Annotated in this window: 20 protein-coding genes; 9 read left to right on the top strand and 11 right to left on the bottom strand. The window is 57.9% G+C overall.

Annotated elements, in window-relative coordinates; translation table 11 throughout:
* Positions 1 to 1,100: 1,100 nt before the first annotated feature.
* From JQ845_RS07025 to minC, 7 genes are all read right to left on the bottom strand, one after another.
* Positions 1,101 to 3,260, bottom strand: a complete 2,160-nt coding sequence (locus JQ845_RS07025; RefSeq protein ID WP_003446876.1) for a mechanosensitive ion channel family protein — start codon at positions 3,258 to 3,260, stop codon at positions 1,101 to 1,103.
* Positions 3,261 to 3,359: 99 nt separating this feature from the next.
* Positions 3,360 to 3,551: a hypothetical protein gene (locus tag JQ845_RS07030; protein ID WP_003446877.1), complete on the bottom strand. Its 192-nt coding sequence runs from the start codon at positions 3,549 to 3,551 to the stop codon at positions 3,360 to 3,362.
* 238 nt (positions 3,552 to 3,789) lie between these two features.
* On the bottom strand, positions 3,790 to 5,079 hold the full coding sequence (locus tag JQ845_RS07035; RefSeq protein WP_003446878.1) for a M18 family aminopeptidase: 1,290 nt from the start codon (positions 5,077 to 5,079) through the stop codon (positions 3,790 to 3,792).
* Positions 5,080 to 5,310: 231 nt separating this feature from the next.
* Positions 5,311 to 5,946, bottom strand: coding sequence for an RluA family pseudouridine synthase (locus JQ845_RS07040; RefSeq protein ID WP_003446879.1), 636 nt, complete (start codon positions 5,944 to 5,946; stop codon positions 5,311 to 5,313).
* A gap of 90 nt (positions 5,947 to 6,036) precedes the next feature.
* Positions 6,037 to 6,291 (bottom strand): cell division topological specificity factor MinE, encoded by a 255-nt coding sequence (gene minE, locus JQ845_RS07045; protein ID WP_003446880.1) that lies wholly within the window; start codon positions 6,289 to 6,291, stop codon positions 6,037 to 6,039.
* A 3-nt stretch (positions 6,292 to 6,294) separates the two neighbouring features.
* Positions 6,295 to 7,107, bottom strand: coding sequence for a septum site-determining protein MinD (gene minD, locus JQ845_RS07050; RefSeq protein WP_003446882.1), 813 nt, complete (start codon positions 7,105 to 7,107; stop codon positions 6,295 to 6,297).
* A 200-nt stretch (positions 7,108 to 7,307) separates the two neighbouring features.
* Positions 7,308 to 8,045, bottom strand: coding sequence for a septum site-determining protein MinC (minC, locus tag JQ845_RS07055; protein ID WP_003446883.1), 738 nt, complete (start codon positions 8,043 to 8,045; stop codon positions 7,308 to 7,310).
* Between the two features lie 119 nt (positions 8,046 to 8,164).
* Between minC and JQ845_RS07060 the strand changes: the two genes are divergently transcribed.
* Both JQ845_RS07060 and JQ845_RS07065 read left to right on the top strand, forming a co-directional pair.
* Positions 8,165 to 9,097: a lipid A biosynthesis lauroyl acyltransferase gene (locus JQ845_RS07060; RefSeq protein ID WP_003446885.1), complete on the top strand. Its 933-nt coding sequence runs from the start codon at positions 8,165 to 8,167 to the stop codon at positions 9,095 to 9,097.
* A 27-nt stretch (positions 9,098 to 9,124) separates the two neighbouring features.
* Positions 9,125 to 10,270, top strand: coding sequence for a patatin-like phospholipase family protein (locus JQ845_RS07065; protein WP_203008807.1), 1,146 nt, complete (start codon positions 9,125 to 9,127; stop codon positions 10,268 to 10,270).
* Between the two features lie 43 nt (positions 10,271 to 10,313).
* On the opposite strand, the gene JQ845_RS07070 is transcribed toward JQ845_RS07065, so the two are convergent.
* The gene (locus JQ845_RS07070; protein WP_203008808.1) at positions 10,314 to 11,102 is read right to left on the bottom strand and encodes an MlaA family lipoprotein; all 789 of its coding nucleotides are present in this window, start codon (positions 11,100 to 11,102) and stop codon (positions 10,314 to 10,316) included.
* A complete protein-coding gene (locus JQ845_RS07075) occupies positions 11,095 to 12,393 on the bottom strand; it encodes a hypothetical protein (protein WP_003446890.1) in 1,299 nt (432 codons plus the stop codon). Before JQ845_RS07075 ends, JQ845_RS07070 begins: the two co-directional genes overlap by 8 nt.
* 230 nt (positions 12,394 to 12,623) lie before the next feature.
* Between JQ845_RS07075 and JQ845_RS07080 the strand changes: the two genes are divergently transcribed.
* On the top strand, positions 12,624 to 12,983 hold the full coding sequence (locus tag JQ845_RS07080; protein WP_003446892.1) for a hypothetical protein: 360 nt from the start codon (positions 12,624 to 12,626) through the stop codon (positions 12,981 to 12,983).
* Positions 12,984 to 13,050: 67 nt separating this feature from the next.
* Here JQ845_RS07080 and JQ845_RS07085 read toward each other — a convergent pair whose 3' ends face one another.
* Complete coding sequence (locus JQ845_RS07085; RefSeq protein WP_203008809.1) at positions 13,051 to 14,598, bottom strand: glycoside hydrolase family 17 protein; 1,548 nt, start codon at positions 14,596 to 14,598, stop codon at positions 13,051 to 13,053.
* 293 nt (positions 14,599 to 14,891) lie between these two features.
* Here JQ845_RS07085 and JQ845_RS07090 point away from each other — a divergent pair, with 293 nt between their 5' ends.
* The 3 genes from JQ845_RS07090 (at position 14,892) to JQ845_RS07100 (ending at position 17,936) form a co-directional block, all read left to right on the top strand.
* Positions 14,892 to 15,746, top strand: a complete 855-nt coding sequence (locus tag JQ845_RS07090) for a glycine betaine ABC transporter substrate-binding protein (protein ID WP_003446895.1) — start codon at positions 14,892 to 14,894, stop codon at positions 15,744 to 15,746.
* 223 nt (positions 15,747 to 15,969) lie between these two features.
* Positions 15,970 to 16,281, top strand: coding sequence for a DUF485 domain-containing protein (locus tag JQ845_RS07095; RefSeq protein ID WP_003446897.1), 312 nt, complete (start codon positions 15,970 to 15,972; stop codon positions 16,279 to 16,281).
* On the top strand, positions 16,278 to 17,936 hold the full coding sequence (locus JQ845_RS07100) for a cation acetate symporter (RefSeq protein WP_003446898.1): 1,659 nt from the start codon (positions 16,278 to 16,280) through the stop codon (positions 17,934 to 17,936). Before JQ845_RS07095 ends, JQ845_RS07100 begins: the two co-directional genes overlap by 4 nt.
* A 237-nt stretch (positions 17,937 to 18,173) precedes the next feature.
* Here the strand turns inward: JQ845_RS07100 and gltA are convergent, their stop codons facing one another.
* A complete protein-coding gene (gene gltA / locus JQ845_RS07105; RefSeq protein ID WP_003446901.1) occupies positions 18,174 to 19,463 on the bottom strand; it encodes a citrate synthase in 1,290 nt (429 codons plus the stop codon).
* A 350-nt stretch (positions 19,464 to 19,813) separates the two neighbouring features.
* Between gltA and sdhC the strand changes: the two genes are divergently transcribed.
* The 3 genes from sdhC to sdhA are packed head-to-tail and all read left to right on the top strand — an operon-like array spanning position 19,814 to position 22,341.
* Complete coding sequence (sdhC, locus tag JQ845_RS07110) at positions 19,814 to 20,200, top strand: succinate dehydrogenase, cytochrome b556 subunit (protein ID WP_085985560.1); 387 nt, start codon at positions 19,814 to 19,816, stop codon at positions 20,198 to 20,200.
* Positions 20,194 to 20,562 carry a succinate dehydrogenase, hydrophobic membrane anchor protein gene (gene sdhD / locus JQ845_RS07115; RefSeq protein ID WP_003446906.1) on the top strand — a complete coding sequence of 123 codons (369 nt, stop codon included), beginning with the start codon at positions 20,194 to 20,196 and terminating at the stop codon, positions 20,560 to 20,562. The genes sdhC and sdhD overlap by 7 nt, the downstream gene beginning before the upstream one ends.
* A 3-nt stretch (positions 20,563 to 20,565) precedes the next feature.
* A complete protein-coding gene (gene sdhA, locus JQ845_RS07120; protein ID WP_003446909.1) occupies positions 20,566 to 22,341 on the top strand; it encodes a succinate dehydrogenase flavoprotein subunit in 1,776 nt (591 codons plus the stop codon).
* Positions 22,342 to 22,343 lie beyond the last annotated feature (2 nt).

Genomic DNA, 22,343 nt, shown 5'->3' on the forward strand with positions numbered 1-22,343 from the left:
GATGGCATTCGCTGGATTCCATCGCTGGCAAGCCAGCTCCCACAGGATCTGCAAGCGACGCCCCGCACTTTGTAGGAGCGAGCTTGCCTCGCGATGGCATTCGCTGGATTCCATCGCTGGCAAGCCAGCTCCCACAGGATCTGCAAGCGACGCCCCGTACTTTGTAGGAGCGAGCTTGCCTCGCGATGGCATTCGCTGGATTCCATCGCTGGCAAGCCAGCTCCCACAGGAGCTACAGGCGACACCCCGCACTCTGCAGGAGCGAGCTTGTCTCGCGATGGCATTCGCTGAATCCCATCGCTGGCAAGCCAGCTCCCACAGAATCTTCAAGCGACGCCCCGTACTCTGCAGGAGCGAGCTTGCCTCGCGATGGCAACCGCTGAATCCCATCGCTGGCAAGCCAGCTCCCACAGGAGCTACAAGCGACAACCCACACTCTGTAGGAGCGAGCTTGTCTCGCGATGGCATTCGCTGAATCCCATCGCTGGCAGCCAGCTCCCACAGGATCTGCAAGCGACGCCCCGCACTCTGCAGGAACGAGCTTGCCTTGCGATGGCATTCGCTGGATTCCATCGCTGGCAAGCCAGCTCCCACCGGATCTGCAAGCGACACCCCGTACTTTGTAGGAGCGAGCTTGCCTTGCGATGGCATTCGCTGGATTCCATCGCTGGCAAGCCAGCTCCCACAGGATCTGCAAGCGACGCCCCGCACTCTGTAGGAGCGAGCTTGTCTCGCGATGGCATTCGCTGGATTTCATCGCTGGCAAGCCAGCTCCCACAGGATCTGCAAGCGACGCCCTGCACTCTGCAGGAGCGAGCTTGCCTTGCGATGGCATTCGCTGGATTCCATCGCTGGCAAGCCAGTTCCCACAGGAGCTACAAGCGACACCCCGTACTTTGTAGGAGCGAGCTTGCCTCGCGATGGCATTCGCAGGATTCCATCGCTGGCAAGCCAGCTCCCACAGGAGCTACAAGCGACACCCCGTACTTTGTAGGAGCGAGCTTGCCTCGCGATGGCATTCGCTGGATTTCATCGCTGGCAAGCCAGCTCCCTCAGGGTCTACAAGCGAGCGTCGACCGGTTACCGGGTTGGTGTATGGATCAATCCTTCTGCAATATGCCGCTGCCGGCCGTCACCACCTGTACGCTCAGGCGCGGTGTGGCCAGGTCCAGTCCGGCTTCGTCCAGATGGCGTTTGAGTGACAGGTTGAACGCCCGCGACACTTCCCATTGCTTGATCGGCGCAGTCTTGAAGCGGGCGCGCAAAATCGCGCTGCCCGATTCAAAACTTTCAACCCCCTGAATCTCAAGCGGCGACCAGATGTTGCGGCGCTGCAGCGGATCGGTGCGCATCTTTTGCCCGACCTCGCGCATCAGCTTGATCGCATCGTCGATTTCCATGTTGTAGGGGATCGCCACACGGAAGATCGCGTAGCCGAATTCACGGGAGTAGTTCTTGATGCTTTTGATTTCGCTGAACGGAATGGTGTGCACGATGCCGTCGATGTCCCGCAGGCGCACGGTACGGATCGTCAGGCCTTCAACCGTACCCAGATGCCCGCCGACATCCACGTAATCGTCGATGGCCAGCGAGTCCTCGATGATGATGAACAGACCGGTAATCAGGTCGGCTACCAGTGACTGTGCACCGAAACCAATGGCCAGACCGATCACACCCGCACCAGCCAGCAGGGGGGTGACGTTCATGCCCATGTTGGCCAGGGCGACGATCAGGGCAATGATGGCAATTGTCGCAAACAGAACGTTGCGGATCAGCGGCATCATGGTTTGCGCACGCGCATTGGCCAGGCCTTTGCGTGAGCGGGTCAGGGCATGGTGGATCGCGGTGTCGGAGAGAATCCAGATCAGCCAGGCAAACAGTAACGTGCCGGCAAGGCCGAACAGTTTGACGCTGATCTCATGTCCTTCACCTTCGGTAAAGCTGATCAGTGACAAACCCCACACCCGCAGTCCCAGCTCGATGAAGACCAGCCACACCACCAGATGCGCCAGGGTGTAGATGAAGCTTTTCAGGCGCTCGGAATACAGTGCGTGGCGTTTGTGCCCGCGCTGGGGCCTTTGCGAATGCCGTCGTACCAGCCCGTTGATGACCATGCACAACACCACCAGCACCGTGCAGATCAGTGACTGGCGCAGTGCGGTACTGGTATCGCCTGCTGACAGAAAGGTCGCGAACAGAGAAATGCCCACCAGGATCAGCGCCGCGATATACCAGTAAGTACCGAGTATCTCGATGCTGTCGCTCAAGGCGCGCCGGGTCAGGCGCCGGGACAATGGCTGATTGCGGATCAAGTGGGCAATGGGCCGGCGGAAACGGATGATGAACAAACCGGTGGACAGTGCCGCCATCACATTGGCAAAGGTGGCGGCCGTGTGGGCCAGGTGCACGCCGAGGGTGGCCACCAGTCGCGGGTCGCTCAGGGCTTCGCCAAAGGCCGCGAAGCTGCCGATCCACCACAGCGGGCGAAAGGCCTGATGCCGCAGAATATGCAAGGCGCGATGGCGGTGCGGTCCGTCCAGCAGCGAGAAGGCGATGACGCAAATGGCCGAGAAGCAGGTGCCGATCACCAGTGCGTAGGCCAGCACCATGGCCAGGTCTTTACCCAGCGAAGACGGCAGGGCGTAACTGCCGTAAACCGTGATCACCAGCGCCACCAGCCACGGCCCCAGTTTGCGCAGGGCAAAGCGCAGCATGTCCACAGCCTTGGGATGTTGCGGCAGTTCTTCGCTCAGGCCAAAACGCAGGCGTACGCGGTGGCTGACCCAGATCAGCAGGGCTGCCAGCAGGCTCCAGACCATGATGATCAAGGCGAAGGCAAAAATGATCGGCAGCCACTGACTTGCCGGCAGCATCAAGGCCACCAGTTCGTCCTTGGCCAGGCCAATTTCCCTGGACCAGCGAGAGGTGGGGCTGTCTGCGCCCGAGAACTGTTTTTCAAGGTCGGAAAGGGTGCTGCCGATCAGGCCCAGAACGCCGATTTCAGCTTCGGGCTGGGCTTTTTTTGTGGCGTCGCGCAGTTTTTTCAGGTCAGTCAGCAACTTGCTGCGCTGCTGGTCGTTTTCGAGATTTTTGATCACCTCGTCCAGCGACTGGCCCAGCGGCTCGGTCGGTTGCGCCTGGGTTTTATCTGAACTGCCGAGCAGGCTGGTGATGCCGGCGGCCTGGGCCGAAGACATGGGCAGCAGGGTCAGCAAGCAGACAAGCAGGCAATAGGGCAGGGCTAAAAGACGAAGAAACACTGGGCGATCAACCTCGAGGGGTGCGGATTTGCCGAGTGTACGCTAGGGCCCGCAATCATTCATTTGTATAAATCAGTGATCGCGGATCCAGGGTGAAAGTCAGAGCGAGGATTCGTTGAGCTTGGCCACAATCTTGAAGATGATAGTGCCGAAAATCAGCAGCATGCCGCACCAGATCATCAATACGCCGACGCCGCTGGGCCGGTCACGGAGGGTGAAGCCAATGGTCAGCAACAGCATGCCGCAGACAATTGGAATCATCATGGAGTGAAACGCGGACAGCTCAATCATGGGTAATGACCTGAAGGAATTAATGCCCATGAGTCTAGGTCGCTTTCCCGGAAAGTGCGGTGACATATATCAAAAATGAATCAACTGCCCCAGGGTGCATGATGCTCACATCAGTAAACCCTGCCTTTGTAGGCGCGAGCTTGTCTGGCGATGATGGTTTACGAGAATACGTGCTTACAGGTTAAACACGTCGCTCTCGAGATCATCGCCAGACAAGCCCGCTTCTGCGGGGCAGTTCTTATGGCAGTTGGTTGCTGGCGTAAAACGCGCTCAACACTTTGACCAGGTGTGCCAGGTCATGGCTGCCCGCCAGTTCGCGAATGGAGTGCATGGCGAATGTCGGCAGGCCGATGTCCACGGTGCGAACACCCAAATGGCTGGCGGTAATCGGGCCAATGGTCGAGCCGCAGCCCATGTCGCTGCGCACTACGAAACTTTGTACCGGCACTTCTTCGGCCATGCACAGATGACGGAAGAACCCGGCTGTCTCGCTGTTGGTGGCGTAGCGCTGGTTGCTGTTGACTTTGATCACCGGTCCGGCATTCAGTTTCGGGCCGTGGTTGGCGTCGTGTTTGTCGGCGTAGTTCGGGTGCACGCCGTGGGCGTTGTCAGCCGAAACCAGCAGCGATTTCTGAATGGTGCGTACGTACTCGTCACCTTCAGGCAGCAGGCGCTGGAGGATTTGTTCCAGCATCGGACCGTCGGCACCGCAGGCCGAGCACGAGCCGACTTCTTCGTGGTCGTTGGCCACAAACAGGCAGCTTTCTTCGGTTTCGGTGTTGAGCAGGGCTTGCAGGCCTGCGTAGCACGACAGCAGGTTGTCCAGGCGTGCACCGGCAATGAAATCGCCGTTGAGGCCGATGACTGCAGCACTTTGGGTGTCGTAGAAACTCAGCTCGTAATCCAGCACCACGTCAGCGTTCAGGCCGTGCTCGCGGGCCAGTTGATCAGTGAGCAGGGCGCGGAAGTCTGCGCGCTCATCCCCTGCAACCTGGGCCAGAATCGGCGGCAGTTCGGTCTGCGGGTTGATCGCCCAGCCTTCGTTGGCGGTGCGATTAAGATGGATGGCCAGGTTGGGGATGGTGGCGATAGGCGCGCGGAAGTCGATCAGCTGGCTTTCGACCTTGCCATCGCGGCGGAAGGTGACGCGCCCGGCCAACGACAGGTCGCGGTCGAACCAGGGGGCCAGCAAGGCACCGCCGTAGACTTCGACGCCCAGTTGCCAGAAGCCCTGGCGCTGTAATTCCGGTTGTGGCTTGACCCGCAGGCACGGGCTGTCTGTGTGTGCACCCACCATGCGGATGCCACCTTGCAGGGGCGAGTGGCGACCCAGCTTGAAAGCAACAATGGAAGAGTCATTGCGGGTGACGTAATAGCGACCGTTGGCTTCGGTGAACCAGGTTTCGCGTTCGTCGAGGCGCTGATAACCGGCGGCCTCCAGACGCTGAACAAGACTGGCAGTGGCATGGAACGGGGTAGGGGAGGCCTTCAGAAAGTCGATCAGGCCTTGGTTCAACTCTTCGCGCATAAGTTACTCCAGACAGCAAGGCCGCGAGTTTAGCGCATTGATCAGAAGATTTGTTGCTGTGTAAATACCTGCGCGGGGCTCTTTGGGCGCAGGCCTGGGTGTGATGGCGTTACCTTGTTTTCAGGCAGGACGCGCCGCCTGAATCGCTGGCAAGCCAGCTCCCGCAATGAGTTGCTTTTGGTAGGCCGACACCACCTGTGGGAGCCGGCTTGCCGGCGATTGCATCATCGGTCAGAAAGGTGCCGGGCACTCAAAGCGCAGGCGCTCGCCCGTTTGCGGGTGGGTGAAGCTGAGCATGCTGGCGTGCAGACACAGGCGCGGCCAGGCTGCCAGCGCCTGGGGGTGGGCGTACAGTCCGTCGCCCAGCAACGGGTGGCCGATAGACAGCATATGCACGCGCAACTGGTGCGAGCGACCGGTGATCGGCGTCAGTTCAACCCGGCAGTAGTCGCCGCATCGCTCCAGCACTTTCCAGAAAGTCAGGGCGTTTTTGCCGAACTCGTGGTCGACCACATGCCGGGGTTTGGTCGGCGGGTCGTAACGCAATGGCAAGTCAATGCTGCCGCTGTCCAGTTCGGGCTGACCCCAGGCCAGCGCGGTGTAGGCTTTTTCGGTTTCGCGGTCGTGAAACTGTCGCGACAACTCGCGATGGGTATCGGCATCACGGGCCAGCAAAATGATCCCCGAGGTTTCCCAGTCCAGGCGATGGACGATGCGCGCCTCGGGATAGCCGTTCTCTTGCAGGCGGGTGATCAGACAGTCTTTGTTGTCTTCAGCCCGGCCTGGCACGGAAAGCAGCAGGGTCGGCTTGTTGACGACCAGAACGCCAGCGTCCTGATGGATAATGTGGATGTTCGACAACGGCATTAAAACAGCCTCTTAACAAACGCCAACGGCGACCTGGATGTTTCCCTTTGCAGAGAAACTTCCAGGTCGCCGTGGTTTCAGCCGGATTGATTAACGATCTGGCAGCGTGATGTTGAGTTCCAGAATCGAGCAGCTGCCCTGGTTTTCCAGCGCAACCTGTACTTGATCAGACTCGATATTGACGTACTTGCGGATTACTTCCACCAGCTCTTTTTGCAGAGCCGGCAAGTAGTCCGGGGTGCTGCGTTGGCCGCGTTCGTGCGCCACGATGATCTGTAGACGCTCTTTCGCGACCGACGCGGTACTTACCTTTTTGTTGGCACGAAAGAAGTCAAAAATATTCATTGCTTAGTTGCCTCCAAACAGGCGCTCGAAGAATCCCTTCTTCTGTGCATCGAGGAACCGATGCTCCACGGTTTTGCCCAGCAAGCGATCAACTGCATCGCCGTAGGCCTGTCCGGCGTCACTCTGATCATCGAGGATCACGGGCACGCCCTGGTTGGATGCCTTGAGTACTGCCTGGGATTCGGGAATGACACCGAGCAGGGTCACGGCCAGAATTTCTTTGACGTCTTCAACGCCGAGCATTTCGCCTTTGCTTACACGCTCAGGGTTGTAGCGGGTCAGCAGCAGGTGTTCCTTGATCGGCTCTTCGCCCAGTTCGGCGCGGCGCGACTTGCTCGCCAGAAGGCCCAGCATGCGGTCGGAGTCACGCACCGAGGATACTTCCGGGTTAGTCACGACAATCGCTTCATCGGCGAAGTACATGGCCAGGTGAGCACCGGTTTCGATACCTGCAGGTGAGTCGCAGACCACGTACTCGAAGGTCTCTTTAAGTTCCATAAGAACTTTTTCGACGCCTTCCTTGGTCAGGGCATCCTTGTCGCGTGTCTGGCTGGCAGCCAGCACGTACAGGTTTTCCAGACGCTTGTCTTTGATCAGGGCCTGTTGCAGGTTGGCTTCGCCGTTGACTACGTTAACGAAGTCATACACCACGCGGCGCTCACAACCCATGATCAGGTCGAGGTTACGCAGGCCGACGTCGAAGTCGACGATCACTGTTTTGTGGCCGCGCAGAGCGAGGCCGGTACCGATAGCGGCGCTGGTGGTGGTCTTACCCACACCACCCTTGCCGGATGTAACCACTAGAATCTTGGCCAAGGTGTTTCACCCCTAAGGAAAAAGGACTTTTTAGCCCCTGAATAACATCTCTGTACACGACGGCAGGTGAGCAGCCCTGGTGGGTCATCTTTGCGGGTCAGGCTTACACAGCATAAGCACTGCCTGAGTATTGATTTCCTACAAGGTTGAGTCTGAGTTCCTACGCTTTGGAGATGCTTGGAAAATGGCGAGAGTATCCGTTAAAGACGGGTGATGTTCAACATGTCACTTGACAGACTGATTTGCACCCCTGAACCCCACAAGGGGTCGCGACGCAAATCTTCCGAAACCTTGTACTTGCCGGCAATGGACACCAGCTCGGCGCTCAGTTGCTGGCAAAAAATCCGTGCCTTGGTGTTGCCTTTATGTCCGGCCAGCGCACGACCGCGCATTGGCCCGTAAACATGGATGTTGCCATCGGCCATAAGTTCCGCACCGGGGCTGACTGAAGCGATGACTACCAGGTCACAGCCTTCTGCATAAACGGTCTGGCCGCCGCGTACCGGGCTGGTGATGATCTTGGTCGGCTTGATCACGGGTTCAGGCGGTTTTTCGGGTTTCTTCGGCTCTACGACTTCGACCGGGTCGATCGGTCGCTCACGGGCGCCTGAAGGCGGCAAGACCGGCAGGTCGATGGCGATGGCTGCGGCAATGTCTTCGATGCGGCTGGCCCGAATGGCCAGGGTGCGCAGGCCATGCTGGCGACACACGCGCATCAGCCCGGGCAAATCGATCGCACCTTCACCGGCTGGCAGTTTGTCCAGGGCCAGCACCAGTGGGGTGTTGCTGAAAAAATTCGGCGCTTGAGCCACTTTGGCTGCCAGTTGGCGATCAAGGGCTTCAAGGTTGTTCTTGGCCAGTTCCAGCACCGTAATGGCGAGCATACTGCCCTTTAGCTGGAACACAGGGGCTTGGTCTAGCGATTCGGTTGGGCTCATGGTCTGTTTAACGCGGCTTGTAACTTAAAGTGCTGAGACTTATAACGAGATCGCCCGCGGGCCGCAAGCGGGGTCGAACGATGTAGAATGGTCGGCCATGTGTCTGTCCGGAATCATTAATGGATCGCCCGCAATTTCGTGCTGCTTTTTTTCATCCGCGTTTCTGGCTGCTGTGGCTGGGTTTAGGCGTGCTGTGGCTGGTGGTGCAACTGCCCTATAAAGCGCAGTTGTGCATCGGCCGGGTGCTGGGTGCCCTGATGTATCGGGTAGCCGGTGAGCGTCGGCGCATTGCCGCACGTAACCTTGAGCTGTGTTTCCCTGAGAAATCTGCCGCCGAGCGCGAGCAGTTGCTCAAAGACAATTTTGCCTCGACCGGTATCGCTTTCTTCGAAATGGCCATGAGCTGGTGGTGGTCCAGGCCGCGCCTGGCCAGGCTGGCCCATATTGAAGGGCTGGAGCACCTCAAGCAGGCGCAACGGGATGGCAAGGGCGTTATTTTAATGGCGTTCCACTTCACCACACTGGAAATCGGTGCCGCCTTGCTCGGTCAGCAACACACCATTGATGGCATGTACCGCGAACACAAAAACCCGCTCTTCGATTTTATCCAGCGCCGCGGGCGTGAGCGACATAACCTCGACTCGCTGGCAGTGGAGCGCGACGATGTGCGCGGCATGCTCAAGCTGCTGCGCTCAGGAAGGGCTATCTGGTACGCACCTGACCAGGACTATGGCGCCAAGCAAAGTATCTTTGTGCCGCTGTTCGGGATTCAGGCCGCAACTGTGACCGCTACCAGCAAGTTCGCCAAACTGGGCAAAGCGCAGGTTGTGCCCTTTACTCAGCAGAGACTGGCGGATGGCAGTGGTTATAAATTGGTGATTCATCCGCCCCTGAGCAATTTCCCCGGAGAAAGCGATGAGGCTGATTGCCTGCGAATCAATCAATGGGTCGAGCGCGCGATACGCGAATGTCCGGAACAATACCTGTGGGCCCATAGACGCTTCAAAACCCGTCCGCCGGGCGAGCCCAAGCTCTACGACAAGCGCCGTTGAGCCTGTCTGCTGCAAGGGCGAGCTGCCTTGAGGCCGCTGGCTCCGGTTACGGGCCTGATCCTGTCCGGAGGCGGTGCGCGGGCGGCATATCAGGTTGGCGTGCTGGCAGCGATTGCCGAGTTGCTGCCTGCCGGTTGCGCTAATCCGTTCCCGGTCATTGTCGGCACTTCGGCCGGGGCAATAAATGCGGTCAGTCTGGCGAGCGGGGCGCTGGACTTTGCCAGGGCGGTCGAGCACTTGACTGAGTTCTGGCAGGGCTTCGAGAGCCATCTGGTGTTGCGCAGCGACTGGCCTGGGGTGATCCACCAGGCTGCCCGCTTTCTGAGTCACAGCCTGCTCGGGCTGGGCTCCCATGTTCCCGTGGCCTTGCTCAACAGTTCACCCTTGCGCAGTTTGCTTGCCGATAAAATCAATTTCGCCGGGATTGATCAGGCAATTGCCGAGCAGCAGTTGCGGGCTGTGGCGGTGACGGCGTTTGGTTATACCTCGGGTCAGGCGGTGACCTTCTATCAGGGGCAGGTGGCAATCGATGGCTGGTTGCGCCACCGGCGTATTGGTTTGCCTACGGCATTGACGGTGGATCATCTGCTGGCCAGCTCCGCCATCCCGCTATTGTTTGCCCCGGTCAAGGTCGGGCAGGAGTACTTCGGTGACGGCGCGGTGCGTCAATCTGCGCCCATCAGTCCCGCCCTGCACCTGGGGGCCAGTCGTGTACTGGTGGTGGGGGTGAGCGGCAATCCGCGCGGGCCTGACCCGCAAGTCGACCAGCAACTCTACTCCAACGCTCAGCAACCCACGCTGGCGCAGATTGGCGGGCACATGCTCAACAGTACCTTCATTGACAGCCTTGAGAGTGACATTGAACTGCTCGAGCGCATGAACCACTTCGTCCGCCTGTTGCCGCATCAGTCAGACAATCTGGGGCTGGCGCCGGTAGAGGTGCTGATCATCGCCCCGAGTCAGCCGATCGACGAAATAGCGGCCCGCCACCGGCATGAACTGCCGTCGGCGTTGCGCATGTTTTTGCGCGGTCCGGGCGCCACCCAAACCAGCGGCGCAGGGGTGCTGAGCTACTTGCTGTTTGAGTCAGGCTATTGTCGGGAATTGATTGAGCTTGGGCGGCGTGATGCGATGGCCAAGCGCGAAGCGCTATGCCGATTTTTGCGGGTTTAACCTCAGGGCAGGGCTGCACTGGCATGCAGCCCTGTAAACCTGATTATTCAGCGATCTGCAGTTTGCGGGCTTCGGTGTAGATATAGCGCAACTTGTCGTACTCAAACGGTGAGTCGAATTGCCCATAGCGGAAGCTGGTGTTGTAGCGCTTGTCGACAGCGCCCAGTACCCAGATTTCCGGATGCCGGGTGCTTTCGTGAGGCACGTTGAGGAAGTTGATTTCCTGATTCACGCCGTAGTCGACCACCAGGCCCGTGGTGTCACGCAGGTTTGAAGGGCCGAGGATTGGCAGCATCAAGTAAGCACCACCGGGTACACCATAAAAGCCCAGGGTTTGCCCGAAGTCTTCGCTTTGGCGTGGCAGGCCCATGGTAGTTGCCGGGTCCCACAAGCCGCCCACGCCCAGCGTGGTGTTCAGCAGCAAGCGTCCTGTGGTCTCCAGGGAGCGATGTCCCTTGAGTTGCAGCAGGCTGTTGAACAGGTTGGGTACATCACCCAGGTTGTTGAAAAAGTTGCTCACCCCGGTACGCAGGAAACTCGGGGTGACATAGCGGTAACCATCAACCACTGGCAGGAAGACCCATTGGTCGAAGCGGTAGTTGAAGTGGTAAATCCGGCGGTTGATGGACTCCAGCGGGTCATACACGCTCAGGGCGTTCATGGTCGCGCGTTCAAATTCACGCTGATCAAGACCGGGATTGAACTGCAGCATCTTCAACGGCTGGGTAAAGCCGTCGATGTCCTGAGTGCGTTCGGTCTGGGTCTTGCCGTTGTCTGCCTGGGCATAGCCGGCGCTGAGCAGGGCGGCGAGAAGCAAAATATGTTTAGCCACGGAAGAACTCCAGCATAGCGTCAGCGTTGACACGGTAGTTGAGGTTGCCGCAATGGCCACCATACGGGTAGACCGTCAGGCGATTGCCGAAGGTTTTACGCAAAAATCCAAGATCGCCAGGCCCCAGGATGATGTCGTCAGCGTTATGCATGACGGAGATCTTCGGGCTGTTTTGCAGATAATCCTTGAGCGCGTACAGACTGACCTGATCGATCAGTTGCAACAGGCTGCCGCCATCAGTCCTGGCGCGCCACATCGGGATCACCTGCTCTGTGAGATAGCAGTCGAAGTCGCATTGCAGCGAGCGCTTGAGGAACGGTGTGAGGCTGGTGCCTTCGGTGATCGGATAGTTCGGCGGGGTAATCAGTCCGCGGCGGTTGATCAGGTCCGAGGTGAACACGATGTCGGCCGATGCGAAGCGGAACATAGTGCCGATCAGCATTGCCATCTGTTCGTTGGTCAGGCGTTCCTTGGAGTTCTGCAGGTCGTAGACCAGGGCGGCATTTATATCGACATAGCCTTTTTGCTGGAAGTAGCGGGTCAGTTTGTTCAGCAGCAATTCATAGAAAGTGGTGCTGTTGTTGATGCCTTTAACCTCGGTCTGCACCAGCTTGTCGAGGTTGCTGATGGAGGTGTAGAGATTGACCGGCGGGTTAAGCAGCAACACTTTTTTGAAGTTGAAGGTTTTTCGGGTCTCATCCAGATGGCTGACGAACGCTGCATCCAGCGCTCCCAGGCTGTAGCCGGCCAGGTAGTAGTCGGTGACCGGGACGTTAGCCTGCTGCGCACGCACGGCCTGCATTACCCGATACAAATCTTCGGCATCGTACTGGCTGATGCCCGGGGTGGCATAGCGTGAGGCGGCGCTCATAAAGTCATAGCTGGTCGGCGATGACAGTTGCACCACATGGTAGCCGGCCTTGTAGAAGAGCTTTTTCAGGAACTCGTTGAGGCTGCTGTCATAGGGCGCGCCGGTGCCTGCAATCAGAAACATCAGCGGGGCCGGATGATCCTGTTTGGCCATGCGATAGGAGAGCTTTTTTACTGCCCAGAAGTTGGCGGGCAAGGTGAACTCGCGTTCAGGGCGCAGCTTGAGGCTGTAATCCGACTGGTTGATATCGTCATCGTCCGGAAGCAGCGGACGCATTTCCGGAGGTGTAGTCGCAATTGTGGCTTCGAATGGGTTGGTCAGGGGGTAGCCATAGGTGGCGGGGTCAACATCGACCGCCTGTGCGGACGCACTCAATAAAAGGCCGCAGAGCAAGGCGGCGAAAGGCAGAGAACGAAGCATGGAGACTATCCCTAAGAAGGTGCGCAGAAGATTCGCAGGCTATGACCACAGGGCTACCGTCAAAGTGCCATGGAGCAGCACGATTAAATCCCCGATTCCGTTTAGAGCAGGCAAAAAGCTAGCAGACGATACACGTTGAATGACTTTAGTGAACAGATATCTGATTGCAAGGCTTGCATACAGAAGAGGGGAGATTAAGCTGGGCGCCGTTTTGCCTCTTGGAGTTTTTTATGCGTGCTCGTATGCCGTTGATCTTGCTGCTTCCCGTCCTGGCTCTTTGGCTGGCTGCCAGTTATGGCCTGCGCTATGGCTTTATGGAAGACTCGCAATGGGTCGGGACCTGTGTTGCAGAGGCGGCGCGCTGGGAGTGCCAGTTGCGGGCGAATATGGGTTGGCTGATTCATTTCCGGGTGCTGGGCTGGGTAGCTGTGGCCACCTCGGTGATCGCATTTTTTGTTCGCGGGCGGGTTGGCAGTGCGCTGGCAGTTTTGGCCTTGCTGTTCGGGTTTCCTGCGCTGGCGCTGTATAACGCCAGCCTGGCGGTGTTCGCCGTGGTGATCGCGGGGTTGCGCCTGGTCAGGGCGCGCTAGGCGCCTGAACCGTCGCGGGCAAGCACACTTTGTAGAAGCTTGCCTGCCCGCGATCCGTTGCAGATTTTCAGCGAATCCTGAGACTGCGCCACAGCGCCGCTACCATCAATACGCAGACCAGTGCCCAGCCCCAGGCCTGTTGATTATCAAGACCTTCGCGATATAGCTGTATCGGTATCCCGGCGCCAATGATAAATGCCAGCAGGCCCAGCTCCCGGCGCGGGCCCCGTACCGGACGCAACAGATAAACCAGTGCAGGCAGCAGCAGTGTAGCACTCGGGAAGCTGCGATAGCGCGGTTCGAAAACCAGCCCCAGCATCATCACGGCTCCGGCGAAGCCCGCGGCGGCAAGCCACCATCCGGCCCGGCGTTCCAGCACATTGAACAGGCGCTCGCGCCAGCCATCCTTTTGACCCAGGGCCAAAGCGCCATGGGTCAATACGATGAGATTCAAGCCGAGCAGAATGCCTGCCCATAGCCATTCTCCGGCGTAACGGCTGGTGACCGAAGCCAGTTCGGCCCATGCCACGACGCTGCAACCCGCAATAGCGCCCAGGGCCGGCAGCAGCAGGGCAGAGCGAGTGCTGCGAGCCCGCCCGCCAACCACCAGGGTGCTTAAGAACAGTGCCACACCAAGTCCCAGCCAGACGGGCCAGTGCGGAAGGTTGGACACAGGCCCGGCCAGAATGCCCTTGTCCTGGCGATCGGCATCAAACAAGCCCCAGTAGCCGCCGACAGCGCCTTCGCTGCCGCGCTTCCAGGGCTGGTCGAAGGCTTCGATAAGGTTGTACTTCCAGCCATTCTGTTCCGCTTGATTGACGAAGCCACGGATGAATTTGGCCTCGTTGACCCGGCTCGGCAGGGCGGTCTCACGCTGGCGTCCTTCGCTTGGCCAGCCGGTTTCGCCAATCAGGATATCTTTGGGCGCGAACTTGTTGCCGAACACCTGGCGAATCTGCGCCACATGCTTCACTGCCTGGTCGATGCCTGCAGGGTCATCTTCCCAATAAGGCAGTAGATGGATGGTCAGGTAGTCCACGGCCGGGGCAATTTCCGGATGTTGCAGCCAGAACTCCCAGACATCGGCGTAGGTAACGGGTTGCTTGATCTGGCTTTTGACCTGATTGATCAGCTTGACCAGTTGTGGCGCGGTGACTTCTTTGCGCAGCAAGGCTTCGTTGCCGACGATCACAGACGTGACCACGTCCGGGTTGGCATTGGCCGAGGCAATCAGTGCCTTCACTTCTTCGGCGGTCGCTTGCGCATTGCTGCTCACCCACGCCCCCATCATCAGCTTCAAGCCGTGCTTGCGTGCCAGTTCGGGCAGTTGTTCAAGGCCTGTCTGGGAGTAGGTGCGAAGGCATTCGAAGCGGGTGGCCAGCAATGCCAGATCCGCGTCCATCCGCTCAACCCGTGGCACGAAGGGCTGGTCGAACGGCGACTGATCCTTGTCAAACGGGGTGTAAGACGCACATTGCAGTTTGTGGGTCGGGGTGGCGGCATCGGGCAAGATCACCGGTTGGCCAAGGCCGTACCAGAAACCGGCAATGGCAAACACGCCCAGTACACAGGCGAACAGATAAGGCAGGACGGGGGAGCGGGCAGTCGCGGACATGGTCAGGCCGTATGGGAGCAAAGCCGCGCATCTTACCTGCAATTGGAGGGCGTAGCGCGCCCGGTAAAGTTTGGACATGTAACCCTTGATGGCATCCCGCTATTCAATGGGGGTTCCTGTTGCCGCAGTGCGGTCGATGTCGTTAGCGGGTGCCTGGGGGTCGTCGTCAGAGCAGGCCGGCGAACGGGCGGGGTTGATTATCGAGGGGCATATTGGGTCGGGGTGCAGGGCGGGCCCTGAAATAGTTGATGTGGCCCGGCACTCGTCGGGCCCTGCACTGCGGGGAATCACTAATGAAGATGCGACGAATTTTGAGCGCGGGAGCTGCCTTGGTGCTGGCGATGAGTGCGGGGCTGGCGAACGCCCAGAGCAAGCCGACGCTCAATATTGGCTATGTTGACGGCTGGTCCGACAGCGTGGCGACCACCCATGTAGCGGCTGAAGTGATCAAGCAGAAGCTGGGCTATGACGTGAAGCTGATGCCGGTCGCCACCGGGATCATGTGGCAGGGCGTAGCGACGGGCAAGCTGGATGCCATGTTGTCGGCCTGGTTGCCGGTTACCCACGGCGAGTACTGGGCCAAGAACAAGGACAAGGTTGTCGATTACGGGCCTAATTTTAAAGACGCAAAAATTGGTCTGATCGTGCCTGAGTATGTGGCAGCCAAGTCCATTGCCGACCTCAAGGACGATGCCGGTTATAAAAAGAAAATCGTCGGCATTGATGCAGGATCCGGCGTCATGCTCAAAACCGACGAGGCGATCAAGGACTACGGGCTGGACTATAAACTGCAGGCCAGTTCCGGGGCTGCCATGACCTCGGAGCTGGGTCGCGCTTACGCTAAAAACGAGCCGATCGTCGTCACTGGCTGGGTGCCGCACTGGATGTTTGCCAAGTGGAAACTGCGCTTCCTGGATGATCCGAAAGGTGTGTATGGCGCTGCGGAAACAGTCAACAGCATCGGCAGCAAAGAGCTGGACAACAAAGCCCCTGAAGTTGCGGCCTTTTTGAAAAAATTTGCCTGGAACTCCAAAGACGAGATTGGCGAGGTAATGCTGGCCATTCAGGAGGGCGCAAAACCTGAAGCAGCGGCAAAAGAGTGGGTCGCCAAGCACCCTGAGCGGGTTGCCGAATGGACCGCTAAATAAACACGAGGTGTCTAGCTCGCAGCACACAAGACCGTTTGGTGTTTACACCAAGCGGTTTTTGCATATCCGGGGTTCGGCGCGGCTGCACATCGTCCTTGCAGACTAGAGAAACCGGGGCCTTGAGCGAATCTGGCGCTCTACTACTAAAGTCGTCTGGAATTGAATTTGAAGCCCCCTAATAGTGAAAACGTTCCATCTCATCTGTGCTGCGAGGACAAAAATAATGAACGACAGCATTTACCTCTCTATTCAAAACAGTCCGCTCTTCAAGGAGCTGGTTAGAAAAAGAGAACGCTTCGCCTGGATACTCTCGGCAATCATGCTCGGGTTGTACGCCATCTTTATCCTGTTGATTGCTTATGGGTCACACATCATGGGGGCCAAACTAAGCCCCGGTTCGTCCATCACCTGGGGGATACCTATCGGCGTGGGGCTGATTGTTTCGGCTTTTATTCTGACTGGCATCTATGTGCACCGGGCCAATGGCGAATTTGATGACCTGAACAATGCAATTCTCAAGGAGGCGGGGCAATGATCGGGCGTCTACTGGCAACACTGGGCGTTGCTGCCCTGGCCCCTGGCGTCTGGGCAGCCGAAGCCTTGACCGGGGAAGTTCAAAAACAGCCGCTGAACATTTCGGCGATCATTATGTTTGTCCTGTTTGTCGGGGCAACGCTATGCATTACTTATTGGGCTTCCAAGCGCAATAAATCGGCAGCGGACTATTATGCTGCCGGTGGCAAAATCACCGGTTTCCAGAACGGCCTGGCGATTGCGGGCGACTATATGTCTGCCGCCTCCTTTCTGGGTATTTCCGCGCTGGTTTACACCTCTGGCTACGACGGTCTGATCTATTCCATCGGCTTCCTTGTGGGTTGGCCAATCATTCTGTTCCTGATTGCGGAACGTCTGCGTAACCTGGGCAAATACACCTTTGCCGATGTGGCCTCCTATCGATTGGGCCAGGCCCAGATTCGCTCCCTGTCGGCCTGTGGCTCGCTGGTGGTGGTGGCGTTTTATCTGATTGCGCAAATGGTGGGGGCGGGCAAGCTGATTCAGTTGCTGTTCGGTCTGGACTACCACGTTGCGGTGATTCTGGTTGGCATCCTGATGTGCCTGTACGTGTTGTTCGGCGGCATGCTGGCGACCACCTGGGTACAGATCATCAAGGCAGTTCTGCTGTTGTCGGGTGCAACGTTCATGGCCGTAATGGTGATGAAGCACGTTAACTTTGACTTCAACTCGCTGTTTGCCGAAGCCGTCAAGGTTCACCCTAAAGGCGAGGCGATCATGAGCCCCGGTGGCTTGGTGACGGATCCGATTTCGGCATTCTCCCTCGGGCTGGCGCTGATGTTCGGTACTGCAGGTCTGCCCCATATCCTGATGCGCTTCTTCACCGTCAGTGATGCGAAGGAAGCCCGTAAAAGCGTGCTCTACGCGACCGGCTTTATCGGCTACTTCTATATCCTGACGTTCATTATCGGCTTCGGCGCGATTCTGCTGGTGAGCACCAACCCTGCCTTCAAGGACGCGGCCGGTGCCTTGCTGGGCGGCAACAACATGGCGGCCGTGCATCTGGCCGATGCAGTGGGCGGCAGTATCTTCCTGGGCTTTATCTCGGCAGTGGCCTTTGCCACCATCCTGGCCGTGGTTGCGGGCTTGACCCTGGCAGGTGCTTCGGCGGTGTCCCATGACCTGTATGCCAGTGTGATCAAGAAAGGCAAAGCCAACGACAAGGATGAAATCCGCGTTTCGAAAATCACTACCGTAATCCTCGGCGTGCTGGCGATTGGCTTGGGTATTTTGTTCGAAAGCCAGAACATCGCGTTCATGGTGGGCCTGGCATTCTCCATCGCTGCCAGTTGTAACTTCCCGGTACTGCTGCTTTCCATGTACTGGAAAAACCTGACCACCCGCGGTGCAATGATTGGCGGCTGGATGGGGCTGGTCAGTGCTGTTGGCCTGATGATTCTGGGTCCGACCATTTGGGTGCAGATCCTGCATCATGAAAAAGCCATCTTCCCTTACGAGTACCCGGCGTTGTTCTCGATGATCATCGCGTTCGCGGGTATCTGGTTCTTCTCCATCACCGACAAGTCCAAGGCGGCAGAGAAAGAGCGTGCACTGTTCTTCCCGCAATTTGTACGGTCTCAGACCGGTCTGGGGGCGAGCGGGGCGGTGGATCATTGATCCGCTATAAACGGCAGATGTAAAAAATCCCCCTGTCGCAAGACCGGGGGATTTTTGTTTGTGTCGCTGTTCGGTGATGCGTAGGCGAGGGCTGTTGGTCGGCGCTTCAAGAGCTCGCGAGCAAGCTCGCTCCTGCAGGCAGGCAGTTACATTCGGCCCAAACTAATACGGCCCCTGCTCTTATCAAGAGGCAGGGGCCGTATTGGCTGCAATCAGGACGCTATCGTGGGACAGGCCTTACTTGCGGTCTTCCAGCTTGGTAAGGTCACGCTGCTCGTAGCCGGTGTACAGCTGGCGCGGGCGGCCAATCTTGTACGGGCTGGAGAGCATTTCTTTCCAGTGCGAGATCCAGCCAACTGTACGCGACAGGGCGAAGATCACGGTGAACATGCTGGTTGGAATGCCGATCGCCTTGAGGATGATCCCCGAGTAGAAGTCGACGTTCGGGTACAGCGAGCGTTCGATGAAGTACGGGTCGGTCAGGGCGATCTCTTCCAGGCGCATGGCCAGTTCGAGTTGCGGATCGTTCTTGATGCCCAGCTCTTTGAGTACTTCGTCGCAGGTCTTCTTCATGACCGTGGCGCGCGGGTCGCGGTTTTTGTAAACCCGGTGACCGAAGCCCATCAGTTTGAACGGATCGTTCTTGTCCTTGGCCTTGGCGATGAATTTGTCGATGTTGGACACATCGCCAATTTCGTCGAGCATGGTCAGCACGGCTTCGTTGGCGCCGCCGTGGGCAGGGCCCCACAGTGCAGCGATACCGGCAGCGATACAGGCGAACGGGTTGGCACCCGAAGAACCTGCCAGGCGTACGGTGGAGGTCGAAGCATTCTGTTCGTGGTCAGCGTGCAGGATAAAGATCTTATCCATTGCCTTGGCCAGTACCGGGCTGATCGGTTTGATCTCGCACGGCGTGTTGAACATCATGTGCAGGAAGTTTTCGGCGTAGGTCAGGTCGTTACGCGGGTACATCATGGGTTGACCCATGGAGTACTTGTAAACCATCGCTGCCAGGGTAGGCATCTTGGCAACCAGACGGATCGCGGAGATTTCGCGATGCTGCGGGTTATTGATGTCCAGGGAGTCGTGGTAGAAGGCCGAGAGGGCGCCGACTACACCGCACATGACCGCCATCGGGTGGGCGTCACGACGGAAGCCGTTGAAGAAGGTCTTCAACTGCTCGTGAACCATGGTGTGGTTCTTCACGGTGCTGACAAATTGAGCCTTCTGCTCTGCGGTCGGCAGTTCGCCGTTCAGCAGCAGGTAAGCTGTTTCAAGATAGTCAGAGTGTTCGGCCAGCTGTTCAATCGGGTAGCCGCGGTGCAGCAGGATACCGTTGTCACCATCAATATAGGTGATCTTCGACTCGCAAGATGCGGTCGACATAAAGCCAGGGTCAAATGTGAACCGGCCCGTGGCCGTAAGGCCTCGCACATCGATTACATCGGGACCCACGGTGCCAGTTAAAATGGGCAGCTCGACGGGGGCTGCGCCCTCGATGATCAACTGCGCTTTTTTGTCAGCCATGTGGCCTCCTATTTATGCTTGAAATCATCAGACAGACCCCCCACGCAGGGCCCGCACCACTATAGTGAGATAAATTCGAATGTCAATTTGCCTAAAGTCTTGCTGTACAAGGCTTTGAACCGCGATTTTTAGCGAATATCCCTGCCGTTTACGCCTTTTATGCCCGAAGCGCAATGCGCTATTAGGGGAAGGTGATTGCGTTGTCATTAGTGACCTAACTGTCTATACTCGGCAGCCGACCGCCAGGGGCTTTTGGGCCTGTTTAGATGGGGGTCGTCACTCCCGGGTGGTGGGTACCTGACCAGTGCACATCCCAACAAACTTGCCCTGATTGTTAGGGGCTCTTCAGTGTGAAAAAAGCCGTGAATAGCCAACGACCTGTAAACCTAGACCTAAGGACCATCAAACTCCCCATCACCGGCGTTACGTCATTTCTGCACCGTGTATCGGGCATCATTCTTTTTCTCGGCCTGGGCTTCATGCTTTATGCATTGAGCAAATCCCTGGGTTCCGAAGAAGGTTTTGCCGAGGTGAAGGCATGCTTGACCAGCCCGCTGGCCAAATTCGTTGCGTGGGGCCTGCTCTCTGCCTTGCTGTATCACCTGGTTGCCGGTGTGCGCCACTTGATCATGGATATGGGCATCGGTGAGACGCTTGAAGGCGGCCGACTGGGCTCGAAAATCGTAATCGTCATTTCTGTAGTGATGATTGTTCTGGCGGGAGTTTGGATATGGTAACCAGCGTTACGAACCTGTCGCGTTCGGGCCTCTATGACTGGATGGCACAGCGTGTGTCTGCGGTTGTTCTAGCGGCTTATTTCATCTTCCTGATCGGATACCTCGTTGCGAACCCTGGCATTGGCTACGCCCAATGGCATGAGCTGTTCGCAAGCAACTGGATGCGTATCTTCAGCCTGCTGGCCCTTGTTGCACTGGGCGCACACGCCTGGGTAGGCATGTGGACCATCGCGACCGACTACCTGACGCCAATGGCACTGGGCAAGTCCGCGACAGCAGTACGTTTCCTCTTCCAGGCAGTCTGCGGCGTTGCAATGTTCGCTTACTTCGTCTGGGGTGTGCAGATTCTTTGGGGTATCTGATTCATGGCTAACACAGTTAATACACTCTCGTTCGACGCCATTATCATTGGCGGCGGCGGTGCAGGCATGCGCGCTGCTCTGCAGCTGGCGCAAGGCGGTCACAAGACTGCCGTAATCACCAAGGTTTTCCCGACTCGTTCCCACACCGTATCGGCACAGGGTGGCATTACCTGCGCGATCGCGTCTGCGGATCCAAACGATGACTGGCGCTGGCACATGTACGATACCGTCAAGGGCTCCGACTATATCGGTGACCAGGACGCTATCGAGTACATGTGTTCCGTAGGCCCGGAAGCCGTTTTCGAGCTGGAACACATGGGTCTGCCGTTCTCCCGTACCGAACAGGGCCGTATCTATCAGCGTCCTTTCGGCGGTCAGTCCAAGGACTTCGGTAAAGGCGGCCAGGCTGCCCGTACCTGCGCTGCAGCCGACCGTACCGGTCACGCGCTGTTGCACACCCTGTACCAGGCCAACCTGAAGGCCGGCACTGTATTCCTTAACGAATACTACGGTGTCGATCTGGTCAAGAACGAAGATGGTGCCTTTGTAGGCATGATCGTGATCTGCATCGAAACTGGTGAAACCTCTTACGTCCGCGCTAACGCGACCGTATTGGCCACTGGTGGTGCAGGCCGTATCTACTCCTCTACTACCAACGCCCTGATCAACACCGGTGACGGTATCGGCATGGCGCTGCGTGCAGGCGTACCGGTACAGGACATCGAAATGTGGCAGTTCCACCCGACCGGCATTGCCGGCGCCGGTGTACTGGTTACAGAAGGTTGCCGTGGTGAAGGTGGATACCTGATCAACAAGCACGGTGAGCGTTTCATGGAGCGTTATGCTCCGAACGCCAAAGACCTTGCAGGTCGTGACGTTGTAGCACGCTCGATGGTTAAGGAAATCATCGCGGGCAACGGTTGCGGTCCGGATGGCGACCACGTAATGCTGAAACTCGATCACCTGGGTGAAGAAGTTCTGCACAGCCGTCTGCCAGGCATCATGGAGCTGTCCAAGACCTTCGCTCACGTCGATCCTGCCGTAGCGCCGATCCCGGTAGTTCCTACCTGCCACTATATGATGGGCGGCGTTGCCACCAACATTCATGGTCAGGCTATTACCCAGGACGCTGAAGGCGTCGACCAGATCATCCCTGGCCTGTTTGCAGTGGGTGAAGTGGCTTGCGTATCGGTTCACGGTGCCAACCGTCTGGGCGGCAACTCGTTGCTCGACCTGGTGGTGTTCGGTCGTGCTGCCGGCCTGTTCCTGGAGCAGACCCTGAAAGAAGGCGTTGATTACGCCCGTCCGCGTCAGTCCGACATCGATGCTGCCCTGGCACGTCTGGATGGCCTGAACTCGCGTACCGACGGCGAAGACGTCGCTACCCTGCGTAAAGAACTGCAAAGCTGCATGCAGAACTACTTCGGTGTATTCCGTACTGGCGAATACATGCAGAAGGGTATTGCCCAGCTGGCTGATCTGCGCGCGCGTATTGCCAACGTGAAAATCAACGATAAGAGCCAGGCGTTCAACACTGCTCGTATCGAAGCCCTTGAGCTGCAAAACCTGCTCGAAGTGGCTGAAGCGACTGCAATCGCTGCTGAAGTTCGTAAAGAGTCGCGCGGTGCTCACGCCCGTGAAGATTTCGAAGATCGTGACGACGTTAACTGGCTGTGCCACACCCTGTACTTCCCGGGTGAAAAGCGCGTAGCCAAACGTGCGGTGAACTTCTCGCCGAAAACCGTTCCGACCTTTGAACCTATGATTCGGACTTACTAAGG

This window comes from Pseudomonas paraversuta (assembly GCF_904063065.1).
In the GTDB taxonomy this organism is placed as follows: Bacteria; Pseudomonadota; Gammaproteobacteria; order Pseudomonadales; family Pseudomonadaceae; genus Aquipseudomonas; species Aquipseudomonas paraversuta.

Coding starts and splice junctions, on each gene's coding strand:
- JQ845_RS07030 (WP_003446877.1), bottom strand. CDS start 3,551: ATGATTGAGCTGTCCGCGTTTCACTCCATGATGATTCCAATTGTCTGC.
- JQ845_RS07035 (WP_003446878.1), bottom strand. CDS start 5,079: ATGCGCGAAGAGTTGAACCAAGGCCTGATCGACTTTCTGAAGGCCTCC.
- JQ845_RS07040 (WP_003446879.1), bottom strand. CDS start 5,946: ATGCCGTTGTCGAACATCCACATTATCCATCAGGACGCTGGCGTTCTG.
- minE (WP_003446880.1), bottom strand. CDS start 6,291: ATGAATATTTTTGACTTCTTTCGTGCCAACAAAAAGGTAAGTACCGCG.
- minC (WP_003446883.1), bottom strand. CDS start 8,045: ATGAGCCCAACCGAATCGCTAGACCAAGCCCCTGTGTTCCAGCTAAAG.
- JQ845_RS07060 (WP_003446885.1), top strand. CDS start 8,165: ATGGATCGCCCGCAATTTCGTGCTGCTTTTTTTCATCCGCGTTTCTGG.
- JQ845_RS07075 (WP_003446890.1), bottom strand. CDS start 12,393: ATGCTTCGTTCTCTGCCTTTCGCCGCCTTGCTCTGCGGCCTTTTATTG.
- JQ845_RS07080 (WP_003446892.1), top strand. CDS start 12,624: ATGCGTGCTCGTATGCCGTTGATCTTGCTGCTTCCCGTCCTGGCTCTT.
- JQ845_RS07085 (WP_203008809.1), bottom strand. CDS start 14,598: ATGTCCGCGACTGCCCGCTCCCCCGTCCTGCCTTATCTGTTCGCCTGT.
- JQ845_RS07090 (WP_003446895.1), top strand. CDS start 14,892: ATGAAGATGCGACGAATTTTGAGCGCGGGAGCTGCCTTGGTGCTGGCG.
- JQ845_RS07095 (WP_003446897.1), top strand. CDS start 15,970: ATGAACGACAGCATTTACCTCTCTATTCAAAACAGTCCGCTCTTCAAG.
- JQ845_RS07100 (WP_003446898.1), top strand. CDS start 16,278: ATGATCGGGCGTCTACTGGCAACACTGGGCGTTGCTGCCCTGGCCCCT.
- gltA (WP_003446901.1), bottom strand. CDS start 19,463: ATGGCTGACAAAAAAGCGCAGTTGATCATCGAGGGCGCAGCCCCCGTC.
- sdhD (WP_003446906.1), top strand. CDS start 20,194: ATGGTAACCAGCGTTACGAACCTGTCGCGTTCGGGCCTCTATGACTGG.
- sdhA (WP_003446909.1), top strand. CDS start 20,566: ATGGCTAACACAGTTAATACACTCTCGTTCGACGCCATTATCATTGGC.